General features: G+C 58.5%; 18 protein-coding genes. 17 read left to right on the top strand and 1 reads right to left on the bottom strand.

Going from position 1 to position 18,228, the window contains the following annotated elements; all coding sequences use genetic code 11:
• Positions 1-125: 125 nt before the first annotated feature.
• The 17 genes from DYE26_RS01425 to spoVM all read left to right on the top strand — a co-directional run bounded on the left by DYE26_RS01425 (position 126) and on the right by spoVM (position 17,724).
• The gene (locus tag DYE26_RS01425) at positions 126-2,036 is read left to right on the top strand and encodes a bifunctional homocysteine S-methyltransferase/methylenetetrahydrofolate reductase (RefSeq protein ID WP_036621597.1); all 1,911 of its coding nucleotides are present in this window, start codon (positions 126-128) and stop codon (positions 2,034-2,036) included.
• A 32-nt stretch (positions 2,037-2,068) separates the two neighbouring features.
• Positions 2,069-2,953 carry a YicC/YloC family endoribonuclease gene (locus DYE26_RS01430; protein ID WP_036621598.1) on the top strand — a complete coding sequence of 295 codons (885 nt, stop codon included), beginning with the start codon at positions 2,069-2,071 and terminating at the stop codon, positions 2,951-2,953.
• A 51-nt stretch (positions 2,954-3,004) separates the two neighbouring features.
• Complete coding sequence (remA, locus tag DYE26_RS01435; RefSeq protein ID WP_036621599.1) at positions 3,005-3,265, top strand: extracellular matrix/biofilm regulator RemA; 261 nt, start codon at positions 3,005-3,007, stop codon at positions 3,263-3,265.
• 13 nt (positions 3,266-3,278) lie between these two features.
• Complete coding sequence (gmk, locus tag DYE26_RS01440) at positions 3,279-3,863, top strand: guanylate kinase (RefSeq protein WP_036621600.1); 585 nt, start codon at positions 3,279-3,281, stop codon at positions 3,861-3,863.
• Positions 3,864-3,899: 36 nt separating this feature from the next.
• Positions 3,900-4,118 carry a DNA-directed RNA polymerase subunit omega gene (gene rpoZ, locus DYE26_RS01445; RefSeq protein ID WP_036621601.1) on the top strand — a complete coding sequence of 73 codons (219 nt, stop codon included), beginning with the start codon at positions 3,900-3,902 and terminating at the stop codon, positions 4,116-4,118.
• 77 nt (positions 4,119-4,195) lie between these two features.
• A complete protein-coding gene (gene coaBC, locus DYE26_RS01450; RefSeq protein WP_036621602.1) occupies positions 4,196-5,416 on the top strand; it encodes a bifunctional phosphopantothenoylcysteine decarboxylase/phosphopantothenate--cysteine ligase CoaBC in 1,221 nt (406 codons plus the stop codon).
• Positions 5,413-8,031 (top strand): primosomal protein N', encoded by a 2,619-nt coding sequence (gene priA / locus DYE26_RS01455; protein ID WP_051985375.1) that lies wholly within the window; start codon positions 5,413-5,415, stop codon positions 8,029-8,031. Before coaBC ends, priA begins: the two co-directional genes overlap by 4 nt.
• A 114-nt stretch (positions 8,032-8,145) precedes the next feature.
• A complete protein-coding gene (gene def, locus DYE26_RS01460; protein ID WP_036621603.1) occupies positions 8,146-8,628 on the top strand; it encodes a peptide deformylase in 483 nt (160 codons plus the stop codon).
• A gap of 8 nt (positions 8,629-8,636) precedes the next feature.
• On the top strand, positions 8,637-9,608 hold the full coding sequence (fmt, locus tag DYE26_RS01465; protein ID WP_036627912.1) for a methionyl-tRNA formyltransferase: 972 nt from the start codon (positions 8,637-8,639) through the stop codon (positions 9,606-9,608).
• Positions 9,605-11,227, top strand: coding sequence for a 16S rRNA (cytosine(967)-C(5))-methyltransferase RsmB (gene rsmB, locus DYE26_RS01470; protein WP_240534119.1), 1,623 nt, complete (start codon positions 9,605-9,607; stop codon positions 11,225-11,227). Before fmt ends, rsmB begins: the two co-directional genes overlap by 4 nt.
• A 135-nt stretch (positions 11,228-11,362) precedes the next feature.
• A complete protein-coding gene (locus tag DYE26_RS33065; RefSeq protein WP_127463425.1) occupies positions 11,363-11,635 on the top strand; it encodes a hypothetical protein in 273 nt (90 codons plus the stop codon).
• 255 nt (positions 11,636-11,890) lie between these two features.
• The gene (gene rlmN / locus DYE26_RS01475; RefSeq protein ID WP_036621604.1) at positions 11,891-12,937 is read left to right on the top strand and encodes a dual-specificity RNA methyltransferase RlmN; all 1,047 of its coding nucleotides are present in this window, start codon (positions 11,891-11,893) and stop codon (positions 12,935-12,937) included.
• A 6-nt stretch (positions 12,938-12,943) separates the two neighbouring features.
• Positions 12,944-13,717: a Stp1/IreP family PP2C-type Ser/Thr phosphatase gene (locus DYE26_RS01480; RefSeq protein ID WP_036621605.1), complete on the top strand. Its 774-nt coding sequence runs from the start codon at positions 12,944-12,946 to the stop codon at positions 13,715-13,717.
• Positions 13,714-15,894, top strand: a complete 2,181-nt coding sequence (gene pknB, locus DYE26_RS01485) for a Stk1 family PASTA domain-containing Ser/Thr kinase (RefSeq protein ID WP_036621607.1) — start codon at positions 13,714-13,716, stop codon at positions 15,892-15,894. The genes DYE26_RS01480 and pknB overlap by 4 nt, the downstream gene beginning before the upstream one ends.
• A gap of 33 nt (positions 15,895-15,927) precedes the next feature.
• Complete coding sequence (rsgA, locus tag DYE26_RS01490) at positions 15,928-16,830, top strand: ribosome small subunit-dependent GTPase A (RefSeq protein ID WP_036621608.1); 903 nt, start codon at positions 15,928-15,930, stop codon at positions 16,828-16,830.
• Positions 16,831-16,834: 4 nt separating this feature from the next.
• The gene (rpe, locus tag DYE26_RS01495; RefSeq protein WP_036621609.1) at positions 16,835-17,506 is read left to right on the top strand and encodes a ribulose-phosphate 3-epimerase; all 672 of its coding nucleotides are present in this window, start codon (positions 16,835-16,837) and stop codon (positions 17,504-17,506) included.
• 137 nt (positions 17,507-17,643) lie between these two features.
• Positions 17,644-17,724 carry a stage V sporulation protein SpoVM gene (gene spoVM, locus DYE26_RS01500; protein ID WP_036621610.1) on the top strand — a complete coding sequence of 27 codons (81 nt, stop codon included), beginning with the start codon at positions 17,644-17,646 and terminating at the stop codon, positions 17,722-17,724.
• Positions 17,725-17,914: 190 nt separating this feature from the next.
• On the opposite strand, the gene rpmB is transcribed toward spoVM, so the two are convergent.
• A complete protein-coding gene (gene rpmB, locus DYE26_RS01505) occupies positions 17,915-18,103 on the bottom strand; it encodes a 50S ribosomal protein L28 (RefSeq protein WP_009225259.1) in 189 nt (62 codons plus the stop codon).
• Positions 18,104-18,228 lie beyond the last annotated feature (125 nt).

Here is an 18,228-nt window from a genome sequence, read left to right on the forward strand (position 1 = left end):
TATGGGCGTATACAGCAACATGAAAGATTTCTGCCAAACGCATCACATTCTATCTTATCATTCTTATAGAATTATGTTAGATTAGTATGATAATAGTTTACGTCAGGTTGTCGGGAGGGACGAGCATGAAGCCGGATTTGCGCGAGGCGCTGAAAAACGAAGTGATTGTCGGCGACGGAGCCATGGGCACGTATTTGTACCATTTGGGCTTTCCGGTCGGCATTTCCTATGAAGAATTCAATTTGCTGCGTCCGGACGTCATCGGCGACGTGCACCGGCGATACGTCGGGGCCGGAGCCCGGTTGATCGAGACCAACACGTTTTCGGCAAATTACTATAAATTGTCCAAATTCGGCCTGGAGGCGAAGGTGGAGGAAATCAACCGCGCCGCCGTGCGCATCGCCAGGGAAGCCGCGGGGGATGTTGCTTACGTGGCGGGCGCGGTCGGTTCGATCCGCGGCGGGAAGCGGGCGAACGTCACGGCGCAGGAGCTGGGAGATTATTATGAGCAGCAAATCGCCGCGCTCCTAACCGAAGGGGTCGACGCCCTGCTGTTCGAAACGTTTTACGATTTGCGGGAAATCCGGATCGCGCTGGGGAAAGCGCGCCTTCTCACCGATCTGCCGGTCATCTGCCAATTTGCCGTCGACCAGGTCGGCCGCACGCTGGACGGATACGCGATGCAAGAAGCGTTCGGCGCGCTGCTTCGGGAGGGCGCCGATGTGCTAGGCTTCAACTGCCATTCCGGCCCGAAAGGAATTATGAGCGTGATGGCCGAAATGAACGGCCCGCTGGACGTTCCGATGTCCGTATTTCCAAACGCAGGTTTGGCGGATTATGTGGATGGAGAATATGTATATGGAGCAACTCCCGAATATTTCGGCGAAAACGCGGCATCGTTCGCCGATTTGGGCGCGCGTCTGATCGGCGGCTGCTGCGGCACGACGCCGGAGCACACCGCGGCAACCGCGAAGGCGCTGCTTGGATACGCCGCGCCGCCGCTGGCCGATGAGCGGAAGCTTGCTGCGGCGAGTTCGTCCGTGGTCCTGAACGAGGCCGCGGCTCCGGAGACGGAAAGCGGGGCTGCCGAAAGCGGTCTCTACGGCCGCCCAAACCGGCCGAGTCTCGTCGATCTGGCGAAGGAACGGCACACCGTCATCGTCGAGCTCGATCCGCCGCGCGATCTGGACATCGGCAAGTTTATGGAAGGGGCGGCCGCGCTTCAGGCGGCGGGCGTCGACGCCTTGACGCTGGCGGACAATTCGCTGGCCGTGACGCGCATGAGCAACATGGCGCTGGGGCATCTCGTCCAGTCCGAGCTGGGCCTTCGCCCGCTCATTCACATCGCCTGCCGGGACCGCAATTTGATCGGCACGCAGTCGCATATGATGGGCTTCGACGCCCTGGGCATCGACCATGTGCTGGCCGTGACGGGCGATCCGGCGCGCTTCGGCGATCTGCCGGGCGCAAGCTCCGTCTACGATTTGACGTCGTTTGAGATCATCCGCATGATCAAGCAGCTCAACGCCGGGATCTCCTTTTCCGGGAAGCCGCTGAAGCAGAAAGCCAAATTCGTCGTCGGCGCCGCCTTTAATCCGAACGTAAAGCACCTGCACAAGGCGGTTGAGCGGCTGGAGAAAAAAATCGCCTCCGGCGCCGATTACATTATGACCCAGCCGGTCTATGACCCGAAGCTGATCGCGGCGGTCAAAGCAGCGACGGCGCATCTGGATGTTCCGATTTTTATCGGAATCATGCCGCTGGCCAGCGGCAAAAACGCCGCGTACCTGCATAACGAGGTGCCCGGCATCCAGCTTCCGGAGGAGGTTCTGAAGCGGATGGAGGGACTGCAGGGCCCGGAAGGGCGCAGAGCGGGCGTGGAAATCGCCAAAGAGCTGCTCGACACGGCGATGGAGCATTTTAACGGCATTTATTTGATGACCCCGTTTATGTTCTATGAAATGAATGTCGCTTTAGTGAATTATGTCAGGGAGAAATCGAAACAGGGGGCGTCCCACTTGTCTCGCTCCACATAATCAATTACAATAGGGTAACGGATGTGATGCCATTGTCGCACAGTATGACAGGATACGGTGGGGCCGTCAGATCTTACGGCGGTTACATCGTTCAATTCGAGATAAAATCCGTCAATCACAGATACGCGGAAATCGTTTTGCGTATGCCGCGGGAGTGGTCGTGCTACGAGGACGGACTGCGACGGTTGGTTCAACGCCATGTAAAACGGGGACGAATCGATGTTTTCATCGGCAAAGAGCTTGACGATACGAGCGTCCTGCCTTTGGTGCTGAACGCTCCGGTTGCGGAGTCTTACCTGCGGGCAGCCGAAGAGCTTGGCCGCCGTTACGGCGTGGACGCCAGGCTGAATGCCAAGGACCTGCTTGCCCTGCCGGACGTGTTGACGGCTCCCGAGCGGCCTGAGCTTGGCGAAAGCGAGCCGGAGTGGGAACGGGTGCTGCAGGACGGCCTCGAGGAAGCGCTGATCGGGCTTCTGGGCATGCGCGAGCGCGAGGGGAGGAACCTCGTTTCCGACCTGAATGGGCGGCTGGCCCGCCTGGAGGCGATTCACGCCGAGCTGGTGCGGCTTGCGCCGGAGGTTGTGAATGATTACAGAAGCCGGCTTAAGGCCCGGCTTTCCGAACTGCTTGAGGGAAGTTTTGACGAGCAGAGATTTGCGATGGAAGTGGCCGTATTTGCCGACCGCTCCAATATCGACGAAGAGCTGATCCGCTTGAAGAGCCATTTCGAGCAATGCCGCAGTTTGCTGCAGGCTGTTGAGCCGATAGGGCGCAAGCTGGATTTTCTCATACAGGAAATGAATCGGGAAACCAATACGATTGGATCTAAAGCCAATCATTTGGCTCTTGTCAACCTTGTCGTCGAAATGAAGGCGGAGTTGGAGAAAATCCGCGAGCAAGCCGCGAATCTCGAATAACGTATTTTGACGCAGGGCAGGAGTCAATTATATAGGGGGAACTACCTGAACATGGGAATTAAACTTATTAACATCGGCTTCGGAAATATCGTATCGGCCAACCGAATCATTTCGATCGTCAGTCCGGAGTCGGCGCCGATCAAGCGGATCATTCAGGAAGCGAGAGATCGCCATATGCTGATTGACGCTACATACGGGCGCCGGACGCGCGCGGTTATTATCACGGATAGCGACCATGTTATTTTGTCGGCGGTGCAACCGGAGACAGTCGCCCACCGGCTGTCGACCAAAGATGAAGACAACGACGAATAAAATGGAGAGAATTATGTCTAAAGGGTTACTTATTGTGTTATCTGGACCGTCGGGCGTCGGGAAAGGAACGGTTTGCAGCGAACTGCGCAAGCGCATGCCGGATTTGATTTATTCGGTCTCCGCAACGACGCGGCAGCCTCGCCTTGGCGAAGAAAACGGCGTGAACTATTTTTTCAAAAGCCGTGAGCAGTTTCTGGAAATGATCGAAAACGATCAACTGCTGGAGTATGCCGAATACGTCGGCAACTTTTACGGCACCCCGCGCGATTTCGTGGAAGAGACGATCGCCGGCGGCAAGGACATTATTTTGGAGATCGAAGTTCAAGGTGCGCTCAAGGTGAAGGAGAAATTCCCGGAGGGCGTGTTCGTGTTTCTGCTCCCGCCTTCGCTTGACGAACTGAAGGGCCGCATTCAAGGCCGGGGAACGGAAAACCAGGCAACGATCGACCATCGCATGTCGGTGGCCGCGCATGAGATCGGACTGATGGAAAATTATGATTATGCCGTCGTCAATGACGAAATCGATCATGCCTGCCAAAGAATACAATCCATCATTATCGCCGAACATTGCAGAATCCGCAAGCAGGGGAAATGCTAAATCCGGCGATCAGCCAATAAGAAGAGGTGTTACGTTATGCTGTATCCATCCATTGACAAGATGCTCGGCAAAGTAGGGAGCAAATACTCCTTGGTCGTGGCCGCGTCCCGCCGCGCCAGACAACTGCGCGAAGGAGACAAAAGCGAGCTGAAGCAGCCGAAGTCGCATAAGCAGGTCGGCATTGCGCTCGAAGAGATTTACGGCGACTACGTCAAGATCAAAAACGACGGAGAACAGCCGGCAGACAAAGAATAGATTCCGGCCTCCGGGCTGCTTTACGACAACCGCGAGGTTGTTATTTTTTTGGTTTGGGAGAAAGGCAGGGGATACCGATGTTATCCGGCAAAAAAATTTTGCTAGGCGTCACCGGCGGAATCGCCGCGTTCAAAGCGGCGTCGTTAACCAGCAAGCTGGTGAAAGAAGGAGCGGAGGTCCGCGTCATCATGACCCGGTCGGCGACCAAGTTTATTACGGAACTGACGCTGCAGGCCTTATCGAAAAATTTCGTGTACACCGATACGTTTGATGAAAAGCATCCTGAATCGATTTCGCACATCAATTTGGCCGATTGGGCCGATCTCGTGCTGGTCGCTCCGGCCACGGCCAACATCATCGCCAAAATGGCTGCGGGAATCGCCGACGACATGCTGTCGACGACGCTGCTCGCCACGCAGGCGCCGATCATGGTTGCTCCGGCGATGAACGTGCATATGTACGAGCACCCGGCGGTCGTCCGCAATATGGCTGAGCTCGTGGAGCGCGGAGTCATGATGATCGAGCCCGGCGAAGGGCTGCTGGCCTGCGGTTATACGGGCAAAGGGCGGATGGAAGAGCCGGAGTCGATCGCGGCCGTGGTGAACGGCTATTTTGCGCGCCAGGCCAAACGGGCGGATAAGCCGCTCGCCGGCAAAAAAGTCGTCGTGACCGCCGGCGGCACGGTCGAGCGGATCGATCCGGTCCGCTATATCACCAACGACTCTTCGGGCAAAATGGGCTTTGCCATCGCTAAAGCGGCCCGGGAATTGGGGGCGGACGTGAAGATTATCGCCGCAACGACGCAAGCGCAACCGCCTGCGGGGATATCCTTGACGCGCGTTTCCTCGGCGCAGGAGATGTACGAAGCGGCCCTTCGGGAATGGGACGATACGGATATCATGGTGAAGGCCGCCGCCGTGGCGGATTACCGGCCGAAGGAAACCGCGCCGAACAAAATCAAAAAAACCGGCGATTCCCTGGTGCTGGAGCTGGTGAAAAACATCGATATTTTGGAAACGCTCGGGAAACAGAAAACGACCCAACTGCTGATCGGCTTTGCGGCGGAGACGGAAAATCTCGAGCAGCATGCTATGGACAAGCTGAAGCGCAAACATTGCGATTTGCTCGTCGCCAACGACGTCACCGCGGAGGGAGCGGGATTCGGCGCCGAAACCAACATCGTAAACGTTTATGATGCGAACGGATTGGTGGATTCGCTGCCCCGGCTCGCCAAAGACGAAGTGGGCATGCGGATTATGGAGCTTGCGGCCGGCCGCTTGAAGGGAACGGGCCGATGACCTACCGAATGGCCAAAGTGATCGTGGATGTGCCGAGCCGGGAAACCGACCGGCCTTTTGATTATTTGATTCCTCAGCCGCTGGCGGGGTGGATCGAGGTCGGCAGCCGGGTCGGCGTTCCGTTCGGACGCCGCACGGTGCAGGGGTTTGTCGTTTCGCTGCATGAACAGCCGGAAATGGATCCGGCGCGCATGAAGCCGATTCAGGAACTGCTGGACCTGCTGCCCCCTCTGCCGCCCGACCTCGTGGAGCTGGCGGACTGGATAAGCCGGACATACGCCTGCAGCATGATTTCGGCGCTGCAGGCGATGATTCCGTCGGCGCTGAAAGGCAAGGCGGAACGGTATATCCGCGCGGCCGGGCCGGAGGATGCGCCGGAAAGCGAAGGCGCTGCGGAGCTGGTCGCGGCGGGAAGCGCAGCGGAGCCGTTTCGGGGCGGGCAGGAGGAAGAGGAACTGCGCCGGGAAACCGGCAGCCTGCCCTCTTTGTCGGCTTTGCTGACCCGGGAAGAGGAGGAAATCGTCGCCCACGTCAAGGCGTCCGGAACCGTGACGATGACCCAGCTTGGCGGCCGGTTTCCGGACCGGGCGGCGATCATCAAGGATTTGCTAAGCCGGGGCGTACTGACGGAAAGCCAGGCGATCAAGGACAAGGTCGGCAAAAAAACGGTGAAAAGCGTGGCCGCGGCGGTCAGCGGCAAGGCGGCGGAAGACGCGCTCGCTTCTTTCGGGCCGCAGGCCAAACGCCAGAAAGAAGTGCTGCAGTTTTTGCTGGAGGTCGGCATGCCGTTGTCTCTCCAAGAGGTGCTGTCCACCCTGCGGGTGACGGCGGGCACGGTGAAGAAGCTGGCGGAAAAAGGCTACGCCGCGATCGAAGACGTCGAAGTGTTCCGCGACCCTTTCCAGGGACGCCGCTTTAAGAGCAGCGCGCCGCTGGAACGAACGCCGGAGCAGGAGATCGTATATAATCGGCTGGCCGCGGCGCTTGACGCCGGGAAGTCCGAAGTGTTCCTGCTGCACGGGGTGACCGGGAGCGGCAAAACGGAGGTTTACTTGCAAACGATTGAGCGCTGTCTTTCCCTGGGGCGCCAGGCGATCGTGCTCGTTCCGGAAATTTCGCTTACGCCGCAGATGGTCGAGCGGTTCAAAGGGCGGTTCGGCGGCAAGGTTGCCGTGATGCACAGCCGGTTGTCCACCGGGGAAAGGTACGACGAGTGGCGGAAAATCCGCGAAGGCCGGGTGGAGGTGGCGATCGGAGCGCGTTCGGCGGTGTTTGCGCCGTTTGCCAAACTCGGGCTGATCGTCATGGACGAGGAGCACGAAACCTCCTATAAGCAGGAGGAAACGCCGAAATATCACGCCCGCGACGTCGCCGTCCGGCGCGCCCGGCAGCACGGGGCCGCGGTGATTCTGGGCTCGGCGACCCCGTCGCTGGAGAGCTACCATGCGGCGCGCTCCGCGGGCGGGGATCACGGCGGCTTTGCTCCGGTGCTGCTGGAAATGAAGCAGCGTCCGTCCGGCAGCCGGCTCCCGGGGGTTCAAATCGTCGACATGCGGGAAGAACTGAAGGAAGGCAACCGTTCGATGTTCAGCCGCGCGCTGCACCGGGGGATTTCAGCCCGCCTCGAGCGCGGCGAACAGACCGTGCTGTTCCTCAACCGGCGCGGCTATTCCACGTTTGTGATGTGCCGGACCTGCGGATACGTGGCCGGCTGCCCCGAGTGCGACATTTCGCTCACCTACCATCAGAAATCGAACAATCTGCGCTGCCACTATTGCGGTTACGCCGAAGCGGCGCCGTCCGTATGCCCGGAGTGCGGCAGCGAGCATATCCGCTACTTCGGCACGGGCACCCAGCGGGTCGAAGCCGAGTTGGCCAAGCTGTTTCCGGGCATCCGCGTCATCCGCATGGATGTGGACACGACGAGCGAAAAAGGCGCGCACGAAAGGCTTTTGCAGGCGTTTCGGGAGAAAAAAGGCGACGTGCTCCTGGGCACGCAGATGGTGGCCAAGGGGCTGGATTTTCCCGATGTGACACTGGTCGGCGTAATCGCGGCGGACACGGCGCTGAATTTCCCCGATTTCCGCGCTGCGGAGAAAACGTTCCAATTGCTGACCCAGGTGGCGGGGCGCGCCGGGCGCCATCAGCTGCCGGGGGAAGTGTTTATCCAGTCCTATATGCCGGAGCATTACTCCATCGTCCATGCCAGCGGGCACGATTATTTATCGTTCGTGCGCGAAGAGCTGGGGCACCGCAAGGCGCTGCATTATCCGCCGTACAGCCGGCTGATTCTGGTCACGCTCTCGCATGAGAAGCTGCCGCTGCTGCTCCGCATGGCGGAAAATTTCGCCGGCGATCTGCGGGCCAAGGCGCAGCGCCTCGGCTGGTTCGGCAGCCTGGACCGGTTCGCGCCGGCGGCTCTGGACATTCTCGGCCCGGTCGCCTCGCCGATTCCGCGCATCAAGAACCGCTACCGGTTCCAGTGCATGGTGAAGTACCGCGGCGATTTGGACGCGGTCGGCCTGGTGCGGGAAACGGCGGCCGCAACGCTGGCGGGCCTGCGCGACGCCAGTTTGCAAATCAGCATCGACGTCGATCCGCAAATGCTGATGTAATGGCTGTATGCAATGTATGATCAAACCTCGGGTTTACGGCATATATATTTTTTGAAGAATGCTCCTCTATAAATATTTCTCGAAAACTCATGAAGCGACGGAAGGAAGTGCCGTATGGCGATACGTATTATCGTAAAAGAACCGGATGAAGTGCTGCATAAGGTAGCCAAAGAAGTGACGAAAATTACCCCAAACGTTCAGAAAATTTTGACCGATATGGCGGATACGATGTACGACGCGGAAGGCGTGGGACTGGCCGCCCCGCAGATCGGCATTCTAAAACGGATGATCGTGGTGGACGTAGGCGATGAGCACGGGCTGATCGAGCTGATCAATCCGGAGATCGTGTCCACGGAAGGCGAGCAGTTCGGGCCCGAAGGGTGCCTGAGCATCCCGGGTTACCGCGGCGATGTGCGCCGGGCGATGACGGTGACGGTCAAAGGGCTGGACCGCAACGGGAATGAAGTGTCTTATACCGGGTCCGAGCTGTTGGCCCGAGCTTTTCAGCATGAAATCGACCACTTGAACGGAGTGCTCTACACCGATGTGGCCGAACGAGTGTACGAAATTACGCCGGAAGGTGAAGAGAAGGAGTGACGTCGCAGGTGAAGATCGTCTTTATGGGAACCCCGGAGTTTGCCGTTCCTTCCCTGGAGGCTTTGCTGCGCGAAGGGTACGATGTGGCCGCCGTCGTAACCCAGCCGGATCGTCCGCAGGGGCGCAAAAAGGTGCTGACGCCGACGCCGGTTAAAGAAGCGGCGCTGCGGCACGGGTTGCCTGTGCTGCAGCCGGCGCGGATGCGCGCCCCCGAGGCGGTGGCGGAGGTCGCGGCCTATCAGCCGGACCTGATCGTCACGGCGGCGTACGGGCAAATTTTGCCCAAGGCGGTGCTCGATTTGCCGCGTTACGGCTGCCTTAACGTTCACGGTTCGCTGCTGCCGAAATATCGGGGCGGCGCGCCGATCCAACGCGCGATCATAAACGGCGAGAAGGAGACCGGCATCACGCTGATGTATATGGCGGAGGGGCTGGACACCGGCGATATGATCGCGAAGTCCGTCGTTCCGATCGAGGACGAGGACACGTCCGGCACGTTGTTCGAGAAGCTGAGCGAGGCGGGAGCCAGGCTGCTGCTTGAGCAACTGCCGCTGATCGTGGCGGGCAAGGCCGAGCGGATTCCGCAAAACGACGAGGAATCGACCTATGCGCCGAACCTGAGCCGCGAGGATGAACGCATCGACTGGTCGGCTTCTTCACGGGACATCTTCAACCGGGTGCGGGGGCTCGTTCCTTTTGCCGGCGGTTTTACGTTATGGAACGGCGAAGTGTTTAAAATATGGTCGGTCGCCAAGCCTGCGGAGGGCGAAGCTTCCACTACCGCATCCGTTTCCGCGGGCGGATCCGCGTCCGGACAGGCTCCGGGGACGGTGCTCGACTTGTCGGCACGCGGCATTGAGGTGAAAACCGGAGATGGCTCCGTACTGCTCACCCGCGTGCAGCCGGCCGGCAAAAAAGCGATGGAGGCCGCGGAGTTCGTGCGCGGCGGCGTGATGAAGAAAGGAACGGTATTGGGATGAGTCTAGAGGGTGGCGTTGGCGGAGGAAAAGGCGGCAGGGAACGGGGCGGAGCTTCGAAGACAGGCGCGGGCGGCGGTTTCGCTTCAAAGGCAGGGGGCAGTTCCGCTTCCAGGGCGGGCGCTGTGCGCGGAAACGCACCAAAGGGGGACGCCGGGCGCAGCTCTGCTCCAAATGCGGGCACGGCACGCGGCGCCGTTCAAAAGGCGAGTGCCGGAGGAGGCGCCGGCCCGTCGGGGGGAGCGGCCCGCGGACAGGCGAAGCCGTCCGCCCGCAGCGTCGCGCTGGAGGTGCTTACCGCGGTTGAGCAGGAGGGCGCCTACAGCAACCTGCTGCTCAACGGGGCGCTGCAAAAATCCGGTCTGTCCGGTCCGGACGCGGGTCTTGTGACCGAATTGGTATACGGTACGATTCAACGGTTGAACACGATCGACTTTTTTTTGGCGCCTTTCGTGACGAAAGGGCTTGGCAAGCTTGCTCCGTGGGTGCGCAATTTGCTGCGGCTTAGCTTTTACCAGCTTCATTACCTGGACCGGATCCCTCCGCATGCCGTTGTCAACGAAGCGGTCAATATCGCCAAAAAGAGGGGGCATCAGGGTATATCCGGGATGGTGAACGGTGTCCTGCGCAACGTCCTGCGCCGGAAGGAGGAGCTGACCTTGCCGGAGGATCTGCCGCCGGTCAGCCGAATCGCCCTGGCCCATTCGCATCCGGAATGGCTGGTCGCCCGCTGGGCCCGGCAGTACGGCATTGCTGCGGCCGAAGCCATCTGCCGGGCCAACAACGAGCCGCCTTCGGTCAGCGTCAGGGTCAACCGGGCCCGGACGAGCCGGGAGGAGATGCTGCGGCTGATGGAGGAGCAGGGCCTTGCGGCGTCGGCTTCCCCGATATCGCCGGACGGCATCATCGTACATAGCGGCGGCAACATGGCCCTGACGTCCTGGTACCGGGACGGGCTGGTTTCCGTACAGGACGAAAGCTCCATGCTGGTGGCCGAAGCGGTGGATCCGCAGCCGGGCATGTCGGTGCTGGACTGCTGCGCGGCGCCCGGCGGGAAAACCTGCCATATGGCGGAGATCCTTGAGGGCAGCGGCGAGGTGGTCGCGAACGATATCCACCCGCACAAAGCCAAGCTGATTGAAGATCACGCCGACAGGCTGGGCCTCGGGAACGTGCGGGCGCTGTCGGGAGACGCGATGAAGCTAAGCGGTCGCTTCCCGCCGGAATCGTTCGACCGCATCCTGCTCGACGCGCCCTGCTCGGGCCTTGGCGTAATCCGCCGCAAGCCCGATTTGAAGTGGGCGAAGACGCCGGGCGACGTTGAAGAGATCGCCGGGGTTCAGGAAGGTTTGCTGGACGCGGTCAGCGGACTGCTGAAACCGGAGGGCATCCTCGTTTACAGCACCTGCACGATCGAACCCCGGGAAAACGCCGAGATGGTTCGGCGGTTCCTGAACCGCCATCCGGAGTTCGCTTTGGCGGCGGAGGAGCCGGCCGGCTGGGAGCGGCGGCCGCTGGCCGAAGCCGCCGGCCGGGTGGCGGAAGGGCTGCAAATTTTGCCGCAGGACTTCCATTCGGACGGATTTTATATCGCCCGTTTGCGAAAGCGCGGCGGCAAATAGAATGAGACTAGTTTCGGTTTTTTTAGAGGTCAAGCTCACGGTCATTGCCGCCGGGCTTGGCCTTTTTGAATTAGGCATGGGAACTGGCCGATAATTCCCTCCTCTGAACCCCTTCATAAAAAATAGCGGAACTTTATGCTCTTATTTCTGGATATGAGCACGATCATCACCCTTAGCGGAATTTTTGGTCCTTATTTTTTAGTGAGCGGTGCGAAAGGTGGCCATTTCCCCGCGATTTGGGAAAATAACGACAAAATGTTCCTCTATTTCGCTCAACATGGGGGATATCGCCGAAATAGCGACATTTTTTGTTCTTATGTTTTCGCCTGGGTTTTTCAACAAGCTAACTTTGCAATTTTTCCTAGGCCTTCGCTTCGCAAAAGAGCCGCCATCGCCATACTCGCATAATTTCAGGACCGTCCATCATTGGCTCCTCCTGCTTACCTCCCCCAGTCCTATTCTCGCTCGTCCTCAGCTTGCCCAACCTTTCTCGGCCCAACTGTCCAGCGTTTCCGCCGCACATTTTCCCCCGCCTCCCAAAGTCCCGGAAGGCTGTCAGGAGCGGCCCTATCCGGCGCATACTTTAGTGTCATGGTGATTTATGATAAAATAGGTGGAATGAGTGGGTGATTTTTTGATAAAACATAGGATAGGTGTGTGAAAATGAAGCCTTTTATATATGATTATACTTTGGAAGAGCTGCAGGATTGGGCGGTGAGCCAAGGAGAGCCGGCCTTTCGCGGCGGCCAGATTTTCGATTGGCTGTACGTGAAGCGCGTCGGTTCCTTCGCCGAGATGACCAACCTGTCCAAATCGCTGCGGCAGAAGCTGGACGAGCAGTTTGCTTTCGTTACGCTGCAGGAAATTACGAAGCTGGAATCCAAGGACGGTACCGTTAAATTTCTGTTCGGGCTGCATGACGACCACGCGATCGAAACGGTCATCATGAAGCATAATTACGGCAACAGCATCTGCGTGACGACGCAGGTCGGATGCAAGGTGGGCTGCACCTTTTGCGCTTCCACGCTCGGCGGCCTGAAACGCAACCTGACGCCCGGCGAAATCGTCGCCCAGGTTGTGCAGGCGCAGAAAATTCTCGACGCCAAAGGCGAGCGCGTCAGCAGCATCGTTATCATGGGGACGGGCGAGCCGTTCGAAAATTATGACGCCACGATGAAATTTTTGCGGATTATGATCCACGAAAAGGGCTTGAACATCGGACAACGGCATATTACTGTATCAACGAGCGGTATTGTGCCGAACATTTACCGGTTTGCCGACGAGAATACGCAAATCAATCTGGCGATCTCGATTCACGCGCCCAACGATGCGCTCCGTTCCAAGCTGATGCCGGTGAACCGGCGCTTTCCGTTTGACGACGTGATGGAGGCGCTGCGCTACTATATCGCCAAAACCGGCCGCCGGATCACCTTCGAATACGCGCTGATCGGCGGGGTCAACGACCAGCCGGAGCATGCGGAGGAATTGGCCGGCGTGATCAAAGACATGCTCTGCCATGTCAACCTGATTCCGGTCAACTACGTGCCGGAACGCAAATACGTGAGAACGTCCAGAAACGATATCTTTAATTTTCAACGGGTCTTGGCGGACAAGGGCGTCAATGTGACGATTCGCCGGGAGCAAGGCCATGATATTGCGGCGGCCTGCGGCCAACTGCGGGCAAAGCATATGGAGTCTGGTGCGAGGTGAACGAAAGTGATTAAGACGGTTTATTTGAGTGATGTGGGACGAGTCCGTTCGGTTAACGAGGACTGCACCTGGGTGGACCGGCTCGAGCAAGGCTACACGCTTGGCGTCGTGGCCGACGGAATGGGCGGCCATCAGGCCGGCGATGTCGCCAGCAGCCTGGCCGTGGAGACGATCACCCGGGATTTGGCCGGGCTGCCGGGAGGCTTGTCGGTCCGGGATTTCGGCGAGGAGCTTAGAAAAGCGATCCTCCACGCCAACGAAGTCGTGTTCCGCAAAGCGTCGGAGCATGAGGAGTACCGCAACATGGGCACCACGGTCGTGGCCGTGCTGCTGGCCGGGCGCGATGGCATGGTCGGCCATATCGGCGACAGCCGGGCGTACAAGTACCGGCGCGGGGAGATCGTCCAGCTGACCGACGACCATTCCTTGGTCAATGAGTTGCTGAAAAGCAACCAGATCAGCGCCGAGGAGGCGAATGTCCATCCTCACCGCAATGTGGTGACCCGGGCGCTGGGCACCGACGAACAGGTCGATGTCGACATGAACCGAGTAACTTTGGAGCCTGGGGAAATCCTGCTGCTCTGCAGCGACGGGCTCAGCAATTACGTTACGCCGGAACAAATGACCCTGACGCTGGGGTTGGATGATCTTGCGCTGTACGATCGCGCCGATCGTCTGCTTCAGATGGCTTTGCATGCCGGAGGCGACGACAACATCAGCATCGCCTTGCTGGAACAACATGAGGATGCCGGGTCAGGCACAAAGGAGTGGAATTCATGATCGGACACGAATTGGGCGGTCGTTACCAGGTTGTCGAACGAGTCGGCGGAGGCGGGATGGCGCTCGTCTATAAAGCGCAGGACATTTTGCTGAATCGCTACGTGGCCATAAAAGTGCTGCGTCAACAATTTGTGAATGACGAGGAATTTATCCGGCGTTTCCGCCGGGAAGCGCAGTCGGCCGCATCCTTATCGCATCCGAACATCGTCAGCGTGTATGATGTCGGACAAGAAGACGACGTTCATTATATCGTGATGGAGTTCGTGGAAGGCCAAAATTTGAATGAAATCATCAAGGAGCGGGCCCCGCTGCAAGTCGAGGAAGCCGTCCGCATCGCGTCGCAAATCGCCGACGCGCTGGATCACGCCCATCAGAATCAAATCATTCACCGCGATATTAAACCTCATAACATATTAATCGGGCGCAACGGATGGGTGAAGGTTACCGACTTCGGCATCGCCCGCGCCGTCACGTCGACAACGATTACGCAGACGGGGTCGGTGGTCGGTTCGGTGCATTATTTTTCGCCGGAGCATGCCAAAGGGGTGGCGACCGGGGAGAAATCGGACCTGTATTCCCTGGGGATCGTGCTCTATCAGATGCTGACGGGGCGGCTTCCTTTTTTGGGCGAAAGCCCGATCAGCGTGGCGCTGAAACACCTGCAGGAGCATTTCGACGAGCCGCGGACGGTCAACCCGATGATTCCGCAAAGCGTGGAAAATATTATTTTAAAGTCGATGCGCAAAAATCCCGGGGAACGTTACCAGTCGGCGAAAGAAATGCTGCGCGACCTGGAAACCTGCCTGCTGCCGGAACGGCGGATGGAATCGAAACTGGCCTTTATTGAACATGATGATGAAGATAGCACGCGAATCATCCCGGCCATCCGCCCTCAAGCCGGGGCAAAGCCGGGAGGTTCGGCCAAGCTGACCCGGGACAATCCGCGGGAGCGGGACAATGCGGCTGCACTCGAAGAACGCCAGGTTCCGAAGAAAAAAGCTTGGGGCAAGCCGGCGTTATGGGTCGGGTTGACCTTGGTCATTCTGCTGGCGATGGCGGGCGTCGCATGGTATCTCAGCAGTCTGGTCACCGTACCGGAGGTCAGCGTACCAAGTGTCGTGAACCTGCAGGAACAGGATGCGATCGCCAAGCTTAAAGACAACGGGATCGAAGTCGGCGACATCGACCGCAAGTATAAAGATGGCTTTGCCGAAGGGGTCGTTTGGGAACAGAGCAAACCGGAAGGGATGAAGGTGAAGGAAGGCTCCACGGTCGACCTCAAGGTCAGTATTGCCAAGCCGCTGCCCAAGATGCCGACGCTGACGACGGATCGGATGACTTACGATGAAGCCGTGAAGCAGCTGGTTGCCTTGGGGATCGACGAAGACCGCATTTCGAAAAAGGAGGAGCCCAGCGACGACAAGGAAGCGGGCCAGATCATCGGCCAAAGCCCCGACCCCGGAACGGAGTTTGATCCCGAAACGGAGGAAATCGTGCTGACGGTCAGCACGGGGCCGGAAAATGTCAAAATGCCGAACTTGGTGAACAAAACCCAGGCCGAAGCGGAAGCCGAAATTAAGAAGTGGGGGCTAAAGCTGGCCGAGGACGGCATCAAAGAGGAACCGAGCTACGAAGTCGAAGCGGGCAAGGTTACCAAGCAGTGGCCGTACGCGCCGAATGATGAAGTCCCGCCGGGCTCGCAAGTTACTTTGTTCGTCAGCACCGGTTATCCGCCGGAGGCGATCACGTATACGTATCAGGTTCCGGTCGTGCCTGCGGTGGAAGGACAGAAAAGCAAGATCAGCATCAGCTACGGGGACGCGCGCGGCGACAGTCAGCAGTGGGGTACCAAAACGATCGGCAAAGCGCAATATCTCGCCGTCGACCTCGTGCTTGCGCCCAACAAGAACGGCTACGTTTCCGTGACTCGGGACGGGGTGCTGCTGGATACCTACCAGATAAACTATATCGACGCCAAGCAGGGGACGGTGCCCGTTCCGGAGTTTCCGGCCAGCAGCTCGGAGGAGACATGGGGCGATGAGAATACGATGGACCAGGATTCGGGAGAGATCCCGGATACCGGCATGGTTCAATCGGGCAACCTGGTCTCGGCCGTGAGCGACAAGGTAAAAGGTAAAGGCAAAGGCAACGGTAAGGGGAACAAGCATGGACATTAAGGCAAACCGAGATGAAAGCGAGGCCTGCATTTTATGCCGGAAGGCTTAATCGTGAAGGCATTAAGCGGATATTACTACGTAAAGCCCGCCCTAGCGGCTGCGGAAGGTAACGTGCAGTGCCGGGGCCGGGGCATCTTTAAAAAAAAGGGAGTTACTCCGCTCGTCGGGGACCGTGTTATTTATACCCCGACGGAAAACGGAGAAGGCACGGTGGACGAAATTTTGCCGCGTGAGACCGAGCTGATCCGTCCGCCGATCGCCAACGCCAAGCTGGCGGTGCTGCTGTTCTCTCTGCGGGAACCCGACCTCAATCTGCAGCTTTTGGACAAGTTCCTGGTGCATATCGAGCATGCCGGACTTAAGACGCTGATTTGCCTGACCAAAGGCGATTTGCTGGACGAAGAGGAAGATGAAGCAGCGGAGAGCCTCCTCCGGGTGCAAAAGCTTTACCGCTCGATCGGTTATGAGGTGATCGTCACGAGCTCCGCCACCGGCGCCGGGACGGGGGAAGTCAAAGCGCGGCTCGCCGGCGAGATCAGCGTGTTCTCCGGGCAGTCGGGCGTCGGCAAATCGTCGCTGCTGAACGCGATGCTGGGGCTTTCGCTGGAAACGAGCGAAATCAGCCTGAAGCTGGGCCGCGGCCGCCATACGACCCGCCATGTGGAGCTGATCGAGCTGGAAAACGGCGGGTACGTGGCCGATACGCCGGGTTTCAGCCAGCTTGACTTCCTTGAGCTTGGCGTCGAAGAGCTGTCCGGCTGCTTCCGCGAGTTTGCGGAATACGCCGAAGCCTGCAAATTCCGGGGCTGCAGCCATTTGCACGAGCCGGGCTGCAAGGTTAGGGAAGCGGCGGACCGGGGAGTCATCGCTGCGAGCCGCTACGAGCATTACGTGCAGTTCCAGGAAGAAATGAAAGAGAAAAAACGGAGGTATTAGCCGCATGAATCCAATTTACATTGCGCCGTCGATTTTGTCGGCGGATTTCGCCAAGCTGGGCGAAGAGGTCGCCGATGTGGAGCGGGGGGGAGCCGACTGGCTGCATGTCGACGTGATGGACGGGCATTTCGTGCCGAATCTCACGTTTGGTCCGCTTGTCATGGGAGCGATCGCGCCGCTGACGAAGCTGCCGCTGGACGTCCATTTAATGATCGAGAAGCCGGAGGAATACGTTCCCGCGTTCGCCAAATCGGGCGCTCATCTCATTACCGTTCACGCCGAGGCCTGCGTTCATCTGCACCGCGTGCTGCACCTGATCAAAGAGCAAGGCGTCAAGGCGGGGGTCGCGATCAATCCGGCGACGCCGGCTTCGGCGGTCCACGAGGTGCTGGAGGACGTTGATCTCGTGCTGGTGATGACCGTAAACCCGGGATTTGGCGGGCAGGCGTTCATTCCGGGAACGCTGAGCAAAATCCGCCAGCTGAAAGCATGGAAAGACGAGCTTGGCCTAACGGATTTGCGGCTCGAGGTGGATGGCGGCATTTCCGCAGCGACGGCGCCGCTCGTCGTGGAAGCGGGGGCGGATGTGCTCGTTGCCGGCAACGCGGTGTTTGGCCAAGCCGACCGCCGCAGGGCGATCGGAGAAATCCGGGAGAGCCTGGCCGGTTTGGAATAGGCGCCAAAAGATGCGCATACAATGGGTTACATGAGCAGGGTTCTCATGTAACCTTTTTTTTGTGGCGGGAATACACGGGTAAATGAAATTGAACATAGAATATGGGTGAGCATGAGCACGATTGGGGAGGGTGAACGATGAAATTTTACACATTCAAGCTGCCTAAGTTTTTGGGAGGATTCGTCAAAGCCGTTCTAAATACGTTTCACAAAAACTAGGCGGCTGCAGGCCGCCTGAGGAGCGAAGGGCCCGCCCCTAGCGGTTCCCGCCTGCCATTCACGAAAGGGCCCTTTGGCTGACGTGGCTTTGACCGGTACCGGTTGTTACCCGAGACTTCCAGGCAAAAAAACGCATGAAAAAAGCACCTCCATAAAAAGGTGCTTTTTGTCTATATGTCCCGTCCCGAGATTACACGCGGGTCACTTTACCGGATTTCAAAGCCCGAGTGCTGACGTATACGCGTTTCGGTTTACCGTCTACCAAGATCCGGACCTTTTGCACGTTTACGCCCCAAGAGCGCCGATTGCGATTGTTTGCGTGAGATACATGGTTACCGCTGCCTGGCTTCTTGCCAGTCACATAACATTTGCGAGCCATTCATTACACCTCCTGTTCCAGGTACACCTGTCTTGAAAATAACGGTTTGATTTCTCATGGACCGCATAAAACAATACTTATATATAATATCACAGCAAAAAAAGCTGCGTCAACAGATCGTTAAA

It is taken from the genome of Paenibacillus macerans, from assembly GCF_900454495.1.
In the GTDB taxonomy this organism is placed as follows: Bacteria; Bacillota; Bacilli; order Paenibacillales; family Paenibacillaceae; genus Fontibacillus; species Fontibacillus macerans.

Excerpts from the sequence above, each read along its gene's own strand:
- rpmB (WP_009225259.1), bottom strand. The coding sequence starts at position 18,103 with ATGGCTCGCAAATGTTATGTGACTGGCAAGAAGCCAGGCAGCGGTAAC.
- priA (WP_051985375.1), top strand. The coding sequence starts at position 5,413 with ATGACCTACCGAATGGCCAAAGTGATCGTGGATGTGCCGAGCCGGGAA.
- rpoZ (WP_036621601.1), top strand. The coding sequence starts at position 3,900 with ATGCTGTATCCATCCATTGACAAGATGCTCGGCAAAGTAGGGAGCAAA.
- rsmB (WP_240534119.1), top strand. The coding sequence starts at position 9,605 with ATGAGTCTAGAGGGTGGCGTTGGCGGAGGAAAAGGCGGCAGGGAACGG.
- rsgA (WP_036621608.1), top strand. The coding sequence starts at position 15,928 with ATGCCGGAAGGCTTAATCGTGAAGGCATTAAGCGGATATTACTACGTA.
- coaBC (WP_036621602.1), top strand. The coding sequence starts at position 4,196 with ATGTTATCCGGCAAAAAAATTTTGCTAGGCGTCACCGGCGGAATCGCC.
- DYE26_RS01425 (WP_036621597.1), top strand. The coding sequence starts at position 126 with ATGAAGCCGGATTTGCGCGAGGCGCTGAAAAACGAAGTGATTGTCGGC.
- gmk (WP_036621600.1), top strand. The coding sequence starts at position 3,279 with ATGTCTAAAGGGTTACTTATTGTGTTATCTGGACCGTCGGGCGTCGGG.
- DYE26_RS33065 (WP_127463425.1), top strand. The coding sequence starts at position 11,363 with ATGCTCTTATTTCTGGATATGAGCACGATCATCACCCTTAGCGGAATT.
- rlmN (WP_036621604.1), top strand. The coding sequence starts at position 11,891 with ATGAAGCCTTTTATATATGATTATACTTTGGAAGAGCTGCAGGATTGG.
- spoVM (WP_036621610.1), top strand. The coding sequence starts at position 17,644 with ATGAAATTTTACACATTCAAGCTGCCTAAGTTTTTGGGAGGATTCGTC.
- pknB (WP_036621607.1), top strand. The coding sequence starts at position 13,714 with ATGATCGGACACGAATTGGGCGGTCGTTACCAGGTTGTCGAACGAGTC.
- remA (WP_036621599.1), top strand. The coding sequence starts at position 3,005 with ATGGGAATTAAACTTATTAACATCGGCTTCGGAAATATCGTATCGGCC.
- def (WP_036621603.1), top strand. The coding sequence starts at position 8,146 with ATGGCGATACGTATTATCGTAAAAGAACCGGATGAAGTGCTGCATAAG.
- rpe (WP_036621609.1), top strand. The coding sequence starts at position 16,835 with ATGAATCCAATTTACATTGCGCCGTCGATTTTGTCGGCGGATTTCGCC.